This is a genomic window from Pseudomonas sp. P7759 (assembly GCF_013386445.1).
Taxonomy (GTDB): domain Bacteria; phylum Pseudomonadota; class Gammaproteobacteria; order Pseudomonadales; family Pseudomonadaceae; genus Aquipseudomonas; species Aquipseudomonas azotoformans_A.
Genome location: NZ_JACART010000039.1, coordinates 1 through 16,057, shown reverse-complemented (window position 1 = coordinate 16,057; position 16,057 = coordinate 1). Strand labels below are relative to the sequence as shown.

General features: G+C 55.7%; 13 protein-coding genes and 4 tRNA genes. All 17 read right to left on the bottom strand.

The window, feature by feature from the left end; translation table 11 throughout:
- Nucleotides 1-27 precede the first annotated feature (27 nt).
- The gene (gene rpsG / locus HX823_RS23955; protein WP_002555493.1) at nucleotides 28-498 is read right to left on the bottom strand and encodes a 30S ribosomal protein S7; all 471 of its coding nucleotides are present in this window, start codon (nucleotides 496-498) and stop codon (nucleotides 28-30) included.
- Nucleotides 499-616: 118 nt separating this feature from the next.
- Nucleotides 617-988, bottom strand: a complete 372-nt coding sequence (gene rpsL / locus HX823_RS23950; RefSeq protein WP_002555494.1) for a 30S ribosomal protein S12 — start codon at nucleotides 986-988, stop codon at nucleotides 617-619.
- Between the two features lie 216 nt (nucleotides 989-1,204).
- Nucleotides 1,205-5,404 carry a DNA-directed RNA polymerase subunit beta' gene (rpoC, locus tag HX823_RS23945; protein WP_016977596.1) on the bottom strand — a complete coding sequence of 1,400 codons (4,200 nt, stop codon included), beginning with the start codon at nucleotides 5,402-5,404 and terminating at the stop codon, nucleotides 1,205-1,207.
- A 64-nt stretch (nucleotides 5,405-5,468) separates the two neighbouring features.
- Nucleotides 5,469-9,542, bottom strand: coding sequence for a DNA-directed RNA polymerase subunit beta (gene rpoB, locus HX823_RS23940; RefSeq protein WP_010206926.1), 4,074 nt, complete (start codon nucleotides 9,540-9,542; stop codon nucleotides 5,469-5,471).
- A gap of 219 nt (nucleotides 9,543-9,761) precedes the next feature.
- Nucleotides 9,762-10,127 (bottom strand): 50S ribosomal protein L7/L12, encoded by a 366-nt coding sequence (gene rplL / locus HX823_RS23935; protein WP_003210093.1) that lies wholly within the window; start codon nucleotides 10,125-10,127, stop codon nucleotides 9,762-9,764.
- 78 nt (nucleotides 10,128-10,205) lie between these two features.
- A complete protein-coding gene (rplJ, locus tag HX823_RS23930) occupies nucleotides 10,206-10,706 on the bottom strand; it encodes a 50S ribosomal protein L10 (protein WP_016969477.1) in 501 nt (166 codons plus the stop codon).
- Nucleotides 10,707-10,905: 199 nt separating this feature from the next.
- Complete coding sequence (gene rplA, locus HX823_RS23925) at nucleotides 10,906-11,601, bottom strand: 50S ribosomal protein L1 (protein WP_033900028.1); 696 nt, start codon at nucleotides 11,599-11,601, stop codon at nucleotides 10,906-10,908.
- Entirely contained in the window at nucleotides 11,601-12,032 is a 432-nt protein-coding gene (gene rplK, locus HX823_RS23920; RefSeq protein WP_003176435.1) for a 50S ribosomal protein L11, read from the bottom strand. Before rplK ends, rplA begins: the two co-directional genes overlap by 1 nt.
- Nucleotides 12,033-12,149: 117 nt before the next feature.
- On the bottom strand, nucleotides 12,150-12,683 hold the full coding sequence (gene nusG / locus HX823_RS23915) for a transcription termination/antitermination protein NusG (RefSeq protein WP_003176436.1): 534 nt from the start codon (nucleotides 12,681-12,683) through the stop codon (nucleotides 12,150-12,152).
- A 9-nt stretch (nucleotides 12,684-12,692) separates the two neighbouring features.
- Nucleotides 12,693-13,061 (bottom strand): preprotein translocase subunit SecE, encoded by a 369-nt coding sequence (gene secE, locus HX823_RS23910; RefSeq protein WP_003194658.1) that lies wholly within the window; start codon nucleotides 13,059-13,061, stop codon nucleotides 12,693-12,695.
- Nucleotides 13,062-13,106: 45 nt separating this feature from the next.
- A tRNA-Trp gene (locus tag HX823_RS23905) sits at nucleotides 13,107-13,182 on the bottom strand.
- A 161-nt stretch (nucleotides 13,183-13,343) separates the two neighbouring features.
- Nucleotides 13,344-13,419: transfer RNA gene (locus tag HX823_RS23900), tRNA-Thr, on the bottom strand.
- Between the two features lie 26 nt (nucleotides 13,420-13,445).
- Nucleotides 13,446-13,519: transfer RNA gene (locus HX823_RS23895), tRNA-Gly, on the bottom strand.
- 24 nt (nucleotides 13,520-13,543) lie between these two features.
- Nucleotides 13,544-13,628, bottom strand: a tRNA-Tyr gene (locus HX823_RS23890).
- Nucleotides 13,629-13,771: 143 nt separating this feature from the next.
- Nucleotides 13,772-14,218 (bottom strand): hypothetical protein, encoded by a 447-nt coding sequence (locus tag HX823_RS23885; protein WP_038842506.1) that lies wholly within the window; start codon nucleotides 14,216-14,218, stop codon nucleotides 13,772-13,774.
- Between the two features lie 7 nt (nucleotides 14,219-14,225).
- Entirely contained in the window at nucleotides 14,226-14,975 is a 750-nt protein-coding gene (locus HX823_RS23880; RefSeq protein WP_038842504.1) for a pantothenate kinase, read from the bottom strand.
- The gene (gene birA, locus HX823_RS23875; protein WP_177077059.1) at nucleotides 14,965-15,924 is read right to left on the bottom strand and encodes a bifunctional biotin--[acetyl-CoA-carboxylase] ligase/biotin operon repressor BirA; all 960 of its coding nucleotides are present in this window, start codon (nucleotides 15,922-15,924) and stop codon (nucleotides 14,965-14,967) included. Before birA ends, HX823_RS23880 begins: the two co-directional genes overlap by 11 nt.
- Nucleotides 15,925-16,057: the final 133 nt, after the last annotated feature.

Below are 16,057 nucleotides of genomic sequence, written 5' to 3'. Positions count from 1 at the left end.
GCCCTCGCAAAATTAGTGAAGCTAAGATTAGAAGCGGTAGTGCGAGAAAGCTTTGTTAGCTTCAGCCATACGGTGCACGTCTTCACGCTTCTTAACAGCAGCACCTTTACCTTCAGCAGCGTCCAACAGCTCGCCGGCCAAACGCAGAGCCATAGACTTCTCGCCGCGCTTACGGGCGAAGTCTACCAACCAGCGCATTGCCAGAGCGTTACGACGGGACGGACGAACTTCGACCGGAACCTGGTAAGTAGCACCGCCTACACGGCGCGACTTCACTTCGACCAGCGGAGCGATGGCGTCGAGAGCTTTCTCGAAGATTTCCAGGGGGTCGCTGTTCTTGCGTTCTTTAACCTTTTCCAGCGCGCCATAAACGATACGCTCGGCAACGGCTTTCTTGCCGCTTTCCATCACGTGGTTCATGAACTTGGCCAGGATCTGGCTTCCGTATTTTGGATCGTCAAGCACTTCGCGCTTGGCTGCTACGCGTCTTCTTGGCATGGATAAGCCCTCAAACGGTCTTCAGGTTCGTTCGGAATCGGTGCCCTTGCGGGACGCCTCCGACCTTACTCTTATCGACTCAGAAAATAAGATGATTCAGTTTTACAAAAAGCCGCTACTACTTAGGCTTCTTGGTACCGTACTTCGAACGACCCTGGTTACGACCTTTAACGCCGGAAGTATCCAAGGAGCCGCGTACGGTGTGGTAACGAACACCTGGCAAGTCTTTTACACGACCGCCGCGGATCAGTACCACGCTGTGCTCTTGCAGGTTGTGACCTTCACCACCGATGTACGAGGAAACCTCGAAACCGTTGGTCAGGCGCACACGGCATACTTTACGCAGTGCCGAGTTAGGTTTTTTCGGCGTGGTGGTATACACACGGGTGCATACGCCACGACGTTGCGGGCAGTTCTGCAGCGCAGGTACGTCGGATTTCTCGACGATACGCTTACGCGGCTGACGTACCAGCTGGTTGATAGTTGCCATCTACTAGCTCCACTGTTGTCTTGCGACGCTATTGTCTTGCAAGAAAAGCAAAATGGCAGGAACGAATTCCCGCCAAATTTAGGGGTACAAGAGTCTAAAGAGGATCTTGCCCCCAGTCAAGGCAAGGCCCCGACATCCCCACTCACCGAACCGGGGCGAAAATGCCTCGATCCGACGAATGGGGCTGCCGGGGCCCAGACTTATCTAGTGCAGAACTCAGTTACCGCTAGAGTTCAGCGCTTCGGTCAGTGCAGCTTCCACTTCACTGGCGCTTACGCGCAGCGGCTTGTCAGCATCACGGCGACGCTTACGCTCGCTGTGGTAAGCCAAACCGGTACCGGCCGGGATCAGACGACCCACAACCACGTTTTCTTTCAGGCCGCGCAGGTAATCGCGCTTGCCGGTTACCGCTGCTTCGGTCAGTACACGAGTGGTCTCCTGGAAGGAGGCCGCCGAGATGAACGACTCAGTGGACAACGACGCCTTGGTGATACCCAGCAGCACGCGGGTGAACTTGGAGACAAACTTGTCTTCCGCGCCCAGACGCTCGTTCTCTACCAGTACGTGAGTCAGTTCCATCTGGTCGCCCTTGATGAAACTGGAATCGCCGGATTCAGCGATTTCAACTTTACGCAGCATCTGACGCAGGATGGTCTCGATGTGCTTATCGTTGATCTTCACGCCTTGCAGGCGGTAAACGTCCTGGATCTCGTTAACGATGTACTTGGCCAGCGCACTCACACCCAGCAGACGCAGGATGTCGTGTGGATCGCTCGGGCCGTCGGAGATAACTTCGCCGCGGTTTACCTGTTCGCCTTCGAAGACGTTCAGGTGACGCCACTTCGGAATCAGCTCTTCGTACGGATCGGTACCGTCGTTCGGAGTAATGACCAGACGGCGCTTGCCCTTGGTCTCTTTACCGAACGCGATGGTGCCACTGACTTCAGCCAGAATCGACGCTTCTTTCGGACGACGGGCTTCGAACAAGTCGGCAACACGCGGCAGACCACCGGTGATGTCACGGGTCTTCGAAGTTTCTTGCGGGATACGCGCGATAACATCACCGATCGCGATCTTCGCACCATCCGCTACACCGACCAGGGCGTTGGCTGGCAGGAAGTACTGAGCGATTACGTCAGTGCCTGGCAGCAACAAGTCCTTGCCGTTGTCATCGACCATCTTCACGGCAGGACGGATGTCTTTACCGGCAGCTGGACGATCTTTCGCGTCGAGTACTTCAATGTTGGTCATACCGGTCAATTCGTCAGTCTGACGCTTGATCGTGATGCCTTCTTCCATGCCCACGTAGGTCACGGTACCTTTCATTTCGGTAACGATTGGGTGAGTGTGCGGATCCCACTTGGCCACGATTGCGCCAGCGTCGACCTTGTCACCTTCTTTAACCGAAATCACAGCACCGTACGGCAGCTTGTAACGCTCGCGCTCACGACCGTAGTCATCAGCGATTGCCAGCTCACCGGAACGGGACACAGCAACCAGGTGGCCATCCACTCGCTCAACGTGTTTCAGGTTGTGCAGACGGACAGTACCGCCATTCTTCACCTGAACGCTGTCGGCTGCGGAGGTCCGGCTTGCCGCACCACCGATGTGGAACGTACGCATGGTCAGCTGGGTACCCGGCTCACCGATGGACTGGGCAGCGATAACGCCGACCGCTTCACCGATGTTCACCTGGTGACCACGAGCCAAGTCACGGCCGTAGCACTTGGCGCAAATGCCGTAGCGGGTTTCGCAGCTGATCGGCGAGCGAACGATCACTTCGTCGATGCTGTTGAGTTCGATGAACTCGACCCACTTCTCATCTACCAGGGTGCCGGCAGGAACGATAACTTCCTCGGTGCCTGGCTTGAATACGTCACGGGCAATAACACGACCCAATACGCGCTCACCCAACGGCTCTACAACGTCACCGCCTTCAATGTGCGGCGTCATCAGCAGGCCGTGCTCGGTGCCGCAATCGATCTCGGTTACAACCAGATCTTGTGCAACGTCTACCAGACGACGCGTCAGGTAACCGGAGTTAGCGGTTTTCAACGCGGTATCCGCAAGACCTTTACGAGCACCGTGAGTCGAGATGAAGTACTGAAGTACGCTCAAACCTTCACGGAAGTTCGCAGTAATCGGCGTTTCGATGATGGAGCCGTCCGGCTTGGCCATCAGGCCACGCATACCGGCGAGCTGACGGATCTGCGCAGCAGAACCCCGTGCGCCCGAGTCGGCCATCATGTACATCGAGTTGAAGGACTCTTGATCGACTTCCACGCCGTGACGGTCGATAACCTTCTCTTTCGAGAGGTTGGCCATCATCGCCTTGGAAACTTCGTCGTTCGCCTTCGACCAAAGGTCGATCACTTTGTTGTACTTCTCGCCCTGGGTTACCAGGCCGGAGGCGTACTGGCTTTCGATCTCTTTCACTTCATCAGTAGCAGCATTGATGATGCGGGCTTTTTCATCAGGGATAACGAAGTCGTTAACACCGATGGAAACGCCGGAGATGGTCGAATAAGCAAAGCCGGTGTACATCAACTGGTCAGCGAAGATCACGGTCTCTTTCAAACCAACCACGCGGTAGCACTGGTTGATCAGCTTGGAGATCGCCTTTTTCTTCATCGGCAGGTTGACGACGTCGTACGACAGACCTTTTGGCACAACTTGATACAGCAGCGCACGGCCGACAGTAGTGTCGACAATACGGGTGCCGCTCACGCTGCCGCCATCACGGTCGTTGACGGTTTCGTTGATCCGCACCTTGACCTTGGCGTGCAGTGCGGCTTCGCCGGCACGGAACACACGGTCAACTTCTTGCAGGTCAGCGAACACACGACCTTCGCCCTTGGCGTTGATCGCTTCACGGGTCATGTAGTACAGACCCAATACAACGTCCTGCGACGGAACGATGATTGGCTCACCGTTGGCTGGCGACAGAATGTTGTTGGTCGACATCATCAACGCGCGCGCTTCCAACTGGGCTTCCAGTGTCAGCGGTACGTGCACGGCCATTTGGTCGCCGTCGAAGTCGGCGTTGTACGCAGCACAGACCAGAGGGTGCAGCTGGATAGCCTTACCTTCGATCAGTACCGGTTCAAACGCCTGGATACCCAGACGGTGAAGGGTCGGTGCACGGTTGAGGAGAACCGGGTGTTCGCGGATCACTTCAGCGAGAACGTCCCAAACCTCTGGCAGTTCGCGCTCGACCATTTTCTTGGCCGCTTTGATGGTGGTCGCGAGACCGCGCATTTCCAGCTTGCCGAAGATGAATGGCTTGAACAGCTCAAGTGCCATCTTCTTAGGCAGACCGCACTGGTGCAGACGCAGGGTCGGGCCTACGGTAATTACCGAACGACCGGAGTAGTCAACACGCTTACCGAGCAAGTTCTGACGGAAACGACCTTGCTTACCCTTGATCATGTCAGCCAGGGATTTCAGAGGGCGCTTGTTCGAACCGGTGATAGCGCGGCCACGACGGCCGTTGTCGAGCAAGGCATCGACAGCTTCTTGCAACATACGCTTTTCGTTGCGCACGATGATGTCCGGAGCGGACAGATCAAGCAGGCGCTTCAAGCGGTTGTTACGGTTGATCACGCGACGGTACAGGTCGTTGAGGTCGGACGTCGCGAAGCGACCACCGTCCAACGGTACCAGCGGACGCAGGTCTGGCGGCAGAACCGGCAGAACGGTCAGCACCATCCACTCTGGCAGGTTGCCGGAACCCTGGAAGGCTTCCATCAACTTCAGACGCTTGGACAGCTTCTTGATCTTGGTTTCGGAGTTGGTTTGCGGAATCTCTTCACGCAGACGGCCAATCTCGTGTTCCAGGTCGATAGCGTGCAGCAGTTCGCGGACAGCTTCGGCACCCATGCGGGCATCGAAATCGTCGCCGAACTCTTCCAGCGCTTCGAAGTACTGCTCGTCGTTCAGCAGCTGACCTTTTTCAAGGGTGGTCATGCCTGGATCGATAACGACATAGCTCTCGAAGTAGAGAACACGTTCGATATCACGCAGGGTCATGTCCATCAGCAAGCCGATACGGGACGGCAGCGATTTCAGGAACCAGATGTGGGCAACCGGCGAAGCCAGTTCGATGTGCGCCATGCGCTCACGACGAACCTTGGCCAGTGCAACTTCAACGCCGCACTTCTCGCAGATCACACCACGGTGCTTCAAGCGCTTGTATTTACCGCACAGGCACTCGTAATCCTTTACCGGGCCAAAGATCTTGGCGCAGAACAGGCCGTCACGCTCAGGTTTGAACGTACGGTAGTTGATGGTTTCCGGCTTTTTAACTTCACCGAACGACCACGAACGGATCATCTCAGGCGATGCCAACCCAATACGGATGGCGTCGAACTCTTCGACTTGACCCTGGTTTTTCAGCAAATTCAGTAGGTCTTTCAAGGCCTTTCCTCCTGGCGGAGCAGAGAGCGGGCTAAACAGCCCCGCTCTCGATTCGCGTCACGTGTTATTCGGTTTCCAGATCGATATCGATGCCGAGGGAACGAATTTCTTTGATCAACACGTTGAAGGACTCGGGCATGCCCGGCTCCATACGGTGATCGCCGTCCACGATGTTTTTGTACATCTTGGTCCGACCGTTCACATCGTCCGACTTCACTGTGAGCATTTCTTGCAGAGTGTAAGCAGCACCGTATGCTTCCAGTGCCCAGACCTCCATCTCCCCGAAACGCTGACCACCGAACTGAGCCTTACCACCCAGCGGCTGCTGGGTAACGAGGCTGTACGAACCGGTAGAACGAGCGTGCATCTTGTCGTCTACCAAGTGGTTCAGCTTCAGCATGTACATGTAGCCAACAGTAACCGGACGCTCGAACTTGTTGCCGGTACGGCCGTCGAACAGCTGCATCTGGCCGCTTTCTGGCAGGTCTGCCAGTTTCAGCATGGCCTTGATTTCGCTTTCCTTGGCACCGTCGAACACCGGGGTAGCCATTGGAACGCCGCCGCGCAGGTTCTTCGCCAGATCCAGGATTTCCTGGTCGGAGAAGGTGTCCAGCTCTTCGTTGCGACCGCCGATCTCGTTGTAGATCTCGTGCAGGAACTTACGCAGGTCTGCGACCTTGCGCTGCTCTTCGATCATACGGTTGATCTTCTCGCCCAGACCTTTAGCCGCGAGGCCCAGGTGGGTTTCAAGGATCTGACCAACGTTCATACGCGAAGGTACGCCCAACGGGTTGAGGACAACGTCGACCGGGGTGCCATTGGCATCGTGCGGCATGTCTTCAACCGGCATGATCACGGAGACCACACCTTTGTTACCGTGACGACCGGCCATCTTGTCGCCCGGCTGGATGCGACGACGGATTGCCAGGTAAACCTTGACGATTTTCAGCACGCCTGGAGCCAGGTCATCGCCCTGCTGCAGTTTGCGCTTCTTGTCTTCAAACTTGTCGTCCAGCAGACGGCGACGATCAACGATGTAGGCCTGGGCCTTCTCGAGCTGCTCGTTCAGAGCATCTTCAGCCATGCGCAGTTTGAACCACTGGCCGTGCTCAAGACCGTCGAGAATTTCGTCGGTGATGTCCTGACCTTTCTTCAGACCTGCGCCGCCTTCAGCCTTGTGGCCTACCAGAGCGGAACGCAGACGTTCGAAGGTCGCGCCTTCAACGATACGGAACTCTTCGTTCAGGTCCTTGCGGATCTCGTCGAGCTGGGTCTTCTCGATGGACAGTGCACGAGCATCACGCTCAACGCCGTCACGGGTGAAGACCTGTACGTCGATGACAGTACCTTTGGTGCCAGTCGGCACGCGCAGGGAAGTGTCTTTAACGTCGCTGGCTTTTTCGCCGAAGATGGCACGCAGCAGTTTTTCTTCCGGAGTCAGTTGGGTCTCGCCTTTCGGAGTGACCTTACCGACCAGGATGTCGCCTGCGCCGACTTCAGCACCTACGTAAACGATACCGGCTTCGTCCAGTTTGTTCAGTGCAGCTTCACCCACGTTCGGGATGTCTGCAGTGATTTCCTCTGGCCCAAGCTTGGTGTCACGTGCCACACAGGTCAGTTCCTGAATGTGGATCGTGGTGAAACGGTCTTCTTGAACAACACGCTCGGACAGGCAGATGGAGTCTTCGAAGTTGAAGCCGTTCCATGCCATGAACGCGATGCGCATGTTCTGACCCAGTGCCAGTTCACCCATGTCGGTGGACGGGCCGTCGGCCATGATGTCGCTGCGCTGGACGCGATCACCCTTGCTCACCAGCGGACGCTGGTTGATGCAGGTGTTCTGGTTCGAGCGGGTGTATTTGGTCAGGTTGTAGATGTCGACACCGGCTTCGCCAGTTTCTACTTCGTCATCGGCAACACGAACCACGATACGGCTGGCATCAACGGAGTCGATCACGCCGCCACGACGAGCCACGACGCAAACGCCGGAGTCACGGGCTACGTTACGCTCCATGCCGGTACCTACCAGCGGCTTGTCAGCACGCAGGGTCGGTACAGCTTGACGCTGCATGTTGGAACCCATCAACGCACGGTTGGCGTCATCGTGCTCCAGGAACGGGATCAGCGACGCAGCGACCGAAACTACCTGCTTCGGCGATACGTCCATCAAGGTGACGTCTTCCGGCGCCTTGACGGTGAACTCGTTCAAGTGACGAACAGCTACCAGCTCGTCGACCAGGACTTTCTTGTCGTTCATCGTGGCCGAGGCCTGAGCGATCACGTGATCAGCTTCTTCGATGGCGGACAGGAATACGATCTCGTCGGTGACCAGAGCGTCTTTCACCACACGGTACGGGCTCTCGAGGAAGCCGTACTGGTTGGTGCGCGCATAAGCGGCCAAGGAGTTGATCAGACCGATGTTCGGACCTTCTGGCGTTTCGATCGGGCAAACACGACCGTAGTGCGTCGGGTGTACGTCACGAACCTCAAAGCCAGCACGCTCACGGGTCAGACCGCCCGGGCCCAGTGCAGAAACACGGCGCTTGTGGGTGATCTCGGAGAGCGGGTTGTTCTGGTCCATGAACTGCGAAAGCTGGCTGGAACCGAAGAACTCTTTCACCGCCGCAGCCACTGGCTTGGCGTTGATCAGGTCTTGCGGCATCAGGCCTTCGCTTTCTGCCATCGACAGACGCTCTTTGACCGCACGCTCAACACGTACCAGGCCAACGCGGAACTGGTTCTCGGCCATTTCGCCTACGCAGCGAACACGACGGTTACCCAGGTGGTCGATGTCATCGACGATGCCTTTGCCGTTACGGATGTCGACCAGGGTCTTCAATACCGCGACGATGTCTTCCTTGCACAGCACGCCCGAACCTTCGATCTCGGTACGACCGATACGACGGTTGAACTTCATCCGGCCGACCGCAGACAGGTCATAGCGCTCAGGGCTGAAGAACAGGTTGTTGAACAGGGTCTCGGCAGCGTCTTTGGTTGGCGGCTCACCAGGACGCATCATGCGATAGATCTCGACCAGCGCTTCCAATTGGTTGCTGGTGGAGTCGATCTTCAGCGTGTCAGAGATGAACGGACCGCAGTCGATGTCGTTGGTGTACAGGGTCTCGATGCGAACAACCTGAGCCTTGGCGATCTTGGCCAGGATCTCGGTGTTCAGCTCGGTGTTGCACTCAGCCAGGATTTCGCCTGTAGCCGGGTGAACGATGACCTTGGCGGTGGTGCGGCCCAGGACGTAGTCCAGAGGCACTTCCAGCTCTTTGATACCGGCCTTTTCGATCTGGTTGATGTGGCGCGCAGTGATACGACGGCCAGCTTCAACAATGACCTTGCCTTTTTCATCCTGGATGTCCAGAACGGCAATTTCACCACGCAGACGCGAAGCGATCAGCTCCAGCTTGAGGGTTTCATCCTTCAGGCTGAATACGTTGGTGGTGTAGAAGGCATCCAGCACTTGCTCAGTGGTGTAACCGAGCGCGCGCAGCAGTACCGAGGCCGGCAGCTTACGACGACGGTCGATACGCACGAACACGCAGTCTTTCGGATCGAACTCGAAGTCCAACCACGAACCGCGGTACGGAATGATCCGCGCGGAGTACAGGAGTTTGCCGGAGCTGTGCGTCTTGCCGCGGTCGTGGTCGAAGAACACGCCCGGGGAACGGTGCAGCTGGGAAACGATCACACGCTCGGTACCGTTGATAACGAAGGTACCGTTCTCGGTCATCAATGGGATTTCACCCATGTAGACTTCTTGCTCTTTGATGTCCTTGATCGCTTTGTTCGACGATTCTTTGTCGAAAATGATCAGGCGCACTTTTACCCGCAAAGGTACGGCGTAAGTAACACCGCGCAACACGCATTCTTTGACATCAAATGCCGGTTCGCCCAGGCGATAACCGACGTACTCCAGCGCAGCATTGCCGGAGTAGCTGATGATCGGGAAAACGGATTTGAAGGCCGCATGCAGGCCCACGTCGCGGAACTGATCTTTGGTCGCTCCCGCCTGCAAGAATTCACGATACGAATCCAGCTGGATAGCCAGAAGGTACGGGACATCCATGACGTCCGGCAACTTGCTAAAGTCCTTGCGGATACGTTTTTTCTCAGTATATGAGTAAGCCATCAGCGTTCCCCAGCTTGGTCACCTGCTTGTTTGGCCCTCCCGACGGGAGCAGCCAGAAAATCTTGCAAACCCCATGGTTTGCACCACCGCATCGGGTGGCTACAGCGCGTTAATGGCGGCGACCGAGTCGACAGCCAAGAACGGAAAAAGGCCGGTGGCAAGAGCCACCAGCCATCAGCCTTCAGCTTAACGCTTGGGCTGGAGACGCAAGGTCGATGCTTACTTCAGCTCGACTTTAGCGCCTGCTTCTTCCAGTACTGCTTTGGCTTTGTCAGCTGCGTCTTTCGACACTGCTTCCAGAACCTGGGCAGGAGCGCCGTCAACTACAGCCTTGGCTTCTTTCAGGCCCAGACCGGTCAGTTCACGTACTGCCTTGATCACGTTTACTTTCTTCTCGCCAGCTTCCAGCAGCATGACGTTGAATTCGGTTTGCTCTTCAGCAGCAACAGCAGCAACAGCTGGGCCAGCGGAAGCAGCGGCAGCGGAAACGCCGAATTTTTCTTCGAAAGCTTTGATCAGCTCAACAACCTGCAGAACCGACATTTCAGCTACGGCGTTGAGGATATCGTCTTGGGAGATAGACATTGCTGTATTTCCTGAATTGGGGGACGGCCTACGCGGCCATCGAAATAAACAAAAATACGCGAGAGAAGTTGCTCAGCCTTAGGCTGCGGCAGCTTCTTTTTGCTCGCGAACTGCAGCCAGAGTACGAGCCAGCTTGCTGGTAGCGCCTTGAATCACGCTCATCAGCTGCGAAATGGCTTCGTCGCGGGTCGGCAGTGTTGCCAGTACGTCGATTTGGTTAGCTGCGAGGAACTTGCCCTCGAACGCAGCTGCCTTGATCTCGAACTTATCCTGACTCTTGGCGAATTCTTTGAACAAACGGGCAGCAGCGCCTGGATGTTCTTTGGAGAACGCGATCAGAGTCGGGCCGGTGAACACGTCGTTGAGGACACTGTATTCAGTGTCAGCAACAGCGCGCTTGAGCAGGGTGTTACGTACAACACGTACGTATACGCCAGCTTCACGAGCCTCTTTACGGAGTCCGGTCATAGCGCCTACTGTCACACCACGGGCATCAGCCACGACAGCGGACAGAGCAGCTTTGGCAGCCTCGTTGACTTCAGCGACGATGGCCTTCTTGTCTTCGAGATTAATTGCCACGGGTTTAACTCCTGCTTGTTACCGTTTCATCTGGCCGGAGCCGGATGTCGTTTTGGTGTCTGATTCGGTAAGGAACCGGGAGCACCATCTGCGTAGGCTTGTGGTTTAAGACTTGCGTCGCCTACGGTCTTGGATAGCCCCCGCCAGGCAGGGACCCCAATTTTTTCAATTGACGCGATCTCTCGCGTCAACTTGTGTCTTATACGTCCAGCGAGCCCTGGTCGATGACCAGACCTGGGCCCATAGTGGTGCTCAGGGTAACGCGCTTGACGTAGATACCTTTCGAGGAAGCTGGCTTGATACGCTTCAGATCAGCGATCAGGGCTTCAACGTTTTCCTTCAGCTTGACGGCATCGAAGCCGACTTTGCCAACGGAGGTGTGAATGATGCCGTTTTTGTCGGTGCGATAACGAACCTGACCAGCCTTGGCGTTTTTAACCGCGGTGGCTACGTCTGGGGTTACGGTGCCGACTTTAGGGTTAGGCATCAGACCACGTGGACCGAGGATCTGACCCAACTGACCTACAACGCGCATTGCATCCGGGGAAGCAATAACGACGTCATAGTTCAGGTCGCCGCCTTTCATTTCGGCAGCCAGGTCGTCCATGCCAACGCGATCAGCGCCAGCGGCCAGAGCAGCTTCAGCTGCCGGGCCTTGGGTGAAGACAGCTACACGTACAGTCTTGCCAGTACCGTGTGGCAGCACAGTTGCGCTACGAACGACCTGGTCGGATTTACGTGGGTCAACACCCAGGTTTACAGCAACGTCTACGGACTCGCTGAACTTGACGGTCGACAGCTCAGCCAGCAGGGCAGCGGCGTCTACAAAGTTGTAGGCCTTGCCTGCTTCGATTTTGCCGGCGATAGCCTTTTGACGCTTGGTCAGCTTAGCCATTACACACCCTCCACGTTAAGGCCCATGCTACGAGCAGAACCGGCGATGGTACGCACGGCTGCATCCATATCAGCTGCAGTCAGATCCGCGTTTTTGGTTTTCGCGATTTCTTCCAGCTGAGCACGAGTTACGGTGCCAACCTTAACGGTGTTCGGACGAGCGGAACCGCTAGTCAGACCAGCAGCTTTCTTCAACAGAACCGAAGCCGGGGTCGACTTGGTTTCGAAGGTGAAGCTACGGTCGCTGTATACAGTGATGATCACTGGAGTCGGCAGACCTGGCTCAAGACCCTGAGTACGGGCGTTGAAGGCCTTGCAGAATTCCATGATGTTCACGCCGTGCTGACCCAGAGCTGGACCGACGGGTGGGCTAGGGTTGGCCTGAGCGGCCTTCACTTGCAGCTTGATGTAAGCGGTAATCTTCTTGGCCATGAGGCACTCCAATTACGGGTTCAAACGCCTCGAAAGGCTCCCCGGTTACTTGCGCGTTTATCCCAGTGACGACAAAACCCCACAGCCTAAGGCTGCGGGGTTGGGATGCTTGCTCAGCTAGACCTTCTCGACCTGGCTGAACTCCAACTCTACCGGAGTAGAGCGACCGAAAATGAGCACTGCCACTTGGATCCGGCTCTTTTCGTAGTTAACTTCTTCGACAGTACCGTTGAAATCAGCAAACGGACCATCTGTGACACGAACAACCTCACCCGGCTCGAACAACGTCTTCGGCTTAGGCTTGTCGCTACCATCAGCAACGCGGCGCAGAATAGCTTCTGCTTCTTTGTCAGTGATAGGAGCAGGCTTATCAGCGGTACCGCCGATGAAACCCATGACACGAGGGGTATCCTTGACCAAGTGCCAAGTACCTTCATTCATGTCCATCTGAACCAGCACATAGCCAGGAAAGAACTTGCGTTCGCTTTTGCGCTTCTGACCATTCCGCATTTCAACCACTTCTTCAGTGGGAACCAGAATTTCGCCGAAGCCATCTTCCATGCCTGCCAGCTTTACGCGCTCTAGCAAAGAGCGCATAACATGCTTCTCGTAACCCGAGTAAGCATGCACAACGTACCAACGCTTAGCCACGGGACACCCTTAGCCAACAATCAAGGAAACAAGCCAGCCGAGCAGGGAATCAAGCCCCCACAACAGCAACGCCATAACCAGAACAACAGCCACAACGATCAACGTGGTCTGCGTGGTTTCTTGGCGAGTCGGCCAAACGACTTTACGGATTTCGGTGCGAGCTTCCTTTACCAGGACCGCGAAAGACTTGCCTTTAGCAGTCTGCAGGCCTACAAAGGCAGCTACAGCAGCAAGGGCAAGCAAAGCGAGGACGCGGTACAGGATCGGCGAAGCAGAATAGTACTGATTGCCAACAACGCCTACGACCACCAAGGCAACTACAGCGAGCCACTTGACCAGATCGAAACGAGAGCTTTGAGCTTCAGCCTTAGGAGTCATCTATGAAGATCCTGTGAAAAGAAAGCCAGATACACCACGTGAATCTGGCAGGTCAGGAGGGAATCGAACCCCCAACCTACGGTTTTGGAGACCGTCGCTCTGCCAATTGAGCTACTGACCTAAAACAAAATCAGGCCGACCATTATGCAGGCCTGAAAAAGACTTTACAACAACCAACCCCACTAGACTTGAAATCACCCGACAATAAAGCCAGACGCAACACCAACAAGCCGAGGCAGCTGTTAAAACAAAGGCAGATATTTTCATATCTGCCTTGTCATATGGAGCTCTTGAGCGGATTTGAACCGCTGACCTCACCCTTACCAAGGGTGTGCTCTACCAACTGAGCTACAAGAGCGAAACACCTTGCACAACCTGCAAACTTGGAGCGGGTAGCGGGAATCGAACCCGCATCATCAGCTTGGAAGGCTGAGGTTCTACCACTAAACTATACCCGCGGAGCTTGCAGCTCACGCTAAAAATGGTGGAGGGGGAAGGATTCGAACCTTCGAAGTCGTAGACGTCAGATTTACAGTCTGATCCCTTTGGCCGCTCGGGAACCCCTCCTAAGCGAGCCGGCATTTTACATTACGCCGACCTTCTGTCAAGCATTTTCTCATTTAAAAATATGAGGTTAGCTGCGTTGACCTTCGCTTCACACTGTAGGCCTTAAAGGTCTTCACTGCGAAGCGGGCGCCATTCTATGCAAACTATTCGAGAGATGCAACGCCTTCGCACAACATTATTTTATGTTTTAACTCATTGAATTCCTTAGCAAGGTTTTCAAATGGCAGATCCTCAGCCAGGCGTCGGCTTTCAGGGGCTACGCGCAGCCAATAGCCGGAGGCTTCAGCAGTATTGAGCAATTGGATCTTGACCTTTATATCCAGGCTTGTGAGGCGCTGCTCAACAGACTGCGCCTGCCGCTGGTCCGCAAAACCACCGATATACAAACACATATTCTGCGCATCAGATGCTTTTGCACGATCTCTGCGCATCACCGCATCAGACGATTCACTGAGCAGGCGAATATCCTGCTGCGACCCCTTGTAAAGACTCAGGGGCGTGACATCTTTGGCGCGCAACGGTGCTTCTTGCTGATGCCAGATGTAGTAGAAGGCGTTGAGGACAAGTAAAAGCAAAAACAACCAACGCATATTCACCTCAAGACAAAGGACAAGCCATCGCCAAACCGACAAAAACCAAATCTGGAACGAGTCGGGCCTGTGGCACCGCATCTGCCACCAAATCGGCGTCCCCTCCCGTAAGGAACACAGTGAAGTCATCACCCCAGTAGCTTCGCGCCAGCTCTAACTGAGTGAGTACAAACCCTCGAAGCATAAGCGTACAACCTCGCTCCACTGCCTCTACGGTCGTACGACCTGGAGAGAGGCGCTCCAGCGCCCTTTCAGCAGCGGCATCGTCGTACCGTATCTTGCGTGTATGAGTTCGCAGTTGGTTGCGCATGAGCGGCATACCTGGACAGATGAATCCACCGAGGTGCTCACCATCCGCCGCGATGAAATCCGCCGTGGCTGCTGTGCCGAAATCGAGCACCAGGCAAGCACCGCGCGCTAACTTGAACCCCCCCAGCATTGCCAGCCAACGATCAAGGCCCAGACGCTCAAAATCTTCGTAGCCGTTACGCACTCCGGCCATCTCGCGCGCGGGAGCCGCACAGGAGACAGCAACGCCGAAAGCCTCATGCAGGGCCGCAACCAGCTTGCTTGTTTCTTCCAGGGCACGAACGCTCACCAGCCGGCAACGCGTCAGCAACAATCCCGGAAGCGCCACGAGGCTTTCGATCAAAGCCAGATCCGAACCAACAATCCCTTCCGAAGAGGCGTGAGCACTGTCGGCATGAAGTACACGCCATTTGATAAAGCTATTCCCACAGTCGAGCTCAAGAATCATCACGCAACCTCAGGCTTAACTCACCACCACTGTATATTTTCTCAACACCGTCGACGCTCAAGCGCAGCGCCCCCTGGTGATCTACACCCAGCACAATGCCATCGACTTGGCTGATACCCGCGATAAGCGACACCGGCCTTCCTTGCCAGGCGTGATTCTGCTCCCACTCATCCTTGAGTGCGACAAAACCACCCTCCCGGTGCCGCTCAAGGTAGCTTTGCAGCTGCAACCCCAACTGCGCCACGAGCGTATTGCGATCCACCGGAGAACCGGTCTGCAGCTGCACCGAAGTCCATTGCTGGTCCACCTCGTCAGCCCTTTGCATATTCACGTTGATACCTATTCCAAGGACAACGTGGCAGATATCTGCAGGGTCTCCTACCAACTCCAGCAAAATCCCGGCAATTTTCTTCTGCCCTACCAGAACGTCGTTTGGCCACTTCAGAGTGGCGTCCCGCACACCAGACTCGCGCAAGGCCTGCATGACCGCCAAGCCCACAACCAGGCTCAGTCCCTCCAACTGCCGAAGGCCCGACTCAATACGCAATACGAGGCTGTAATACACATTTTGTGCGAACGGACTTACCCACTTCCGTCCTCTCCTACCCCGACCGGCCGTTTGCTGCTCCGCAAGCACTAGGAGCGGCGCCGCGCAACCGGCACCAACAAGACGCAAAGCTTCGGCATTCGTGGAGTCAACGGAGTCAGAGATATGGATGGGCCACGCTAAGGAGGGCGCATTCAACGCAATATCTTCAGCAGTCAAGAACACCAGCGGTGACGCCAACTGATACCCCTTACCTCGCACCTTATGGAGGGGCAGATTGAGTTCCGCTTCCAGGTGTTGGAGTTGCTTCCAGACAGCACTGCGACTGACACCCAGGGCGGCGCCAAGCGCTTCACCCGAGTGGAATCGGCCATCTTTCAGAAGTTTTAACAGCGTCAGCATGCAAATATCGCCTCACAATGAGGCACGCATAATAGCCATGCGCAGGGTCATTGCATAGAAAGGCAGGACTTTAGCACTGAAGGTCGTCGAAATGACCGACTTTGTGTTTTCGACCGCCCAAAACAAAACCCCA

Bases quoted from the DNA above. Each gene is read 5' to 3' on its own strand.
- rpsG (WP_002555493.1), bottom strand. From the start codon at position 498: ATGCCAAGAAGACGCGTAGCAGCCAAGCGCGAAGTGCTTGACGATCCA.
- rpsL (WP_002555494.1), bottom strand. From the start codon at position 988: ATGGCAACTATCAACCAGCTGGTACGTCAGCCGCGTAAGCGTATCGTC.
- rpoB (WP_010206926.1), bottom strand. From the start codon at position 9,542: ATGGCTTACTCATATACTGAGAAAAAACGTATCCGCAAGGACTTTAGC.
- rplL (WP_003210093.1), bottom strand. From the start codon at position 10,127: ATGTCTATCTCCCAAGACGATATCCTCAACGCCGTAGCTGAAATGTCG.
- rplA (WP_033900028.1), bottom strand. From the start codon at position 11,601: ATGGCTAAGCTGACCAAGCGTCAAAAGGCTATCGCCGGCAAAATCGAA.
- rplK (WP_003176435.1), bottom strand. From the start codon at position 12,032: ATGGCCAAGAAGATTACCGCTTACATCAAGCTGCAAGTGAAGGCCGCT.
- secE (WP_003194658.1), bottom strand. From the start codon at position 13,061: ATGACTCCTAAGGCTGAAGCTCAAAGCTCTCGTTTCGATCTGGTCAAG.
- HX823_RS23885 (WP_038842506.1), bottom strand. From the start codon at position 14,218: ATGCGTTGGTTGTTTTTGCTTTTACTTGTCCTCAACGCCTTCTACTAC.
- HX823_RS23880 (WP_038842504.1), bottom strand. From the start codon at position 14,975: ATGATTCTTGAGCTCGACTGTGGGAATAGCTTTATCAAATGGCGTGTA.
- birA (WP_177077059.1), bottom strand. From the start codon at position 15,924: ATGCTGACGCTGTTAAAACTTCTGAAAGATGGCCGATTCCACTCGGGT.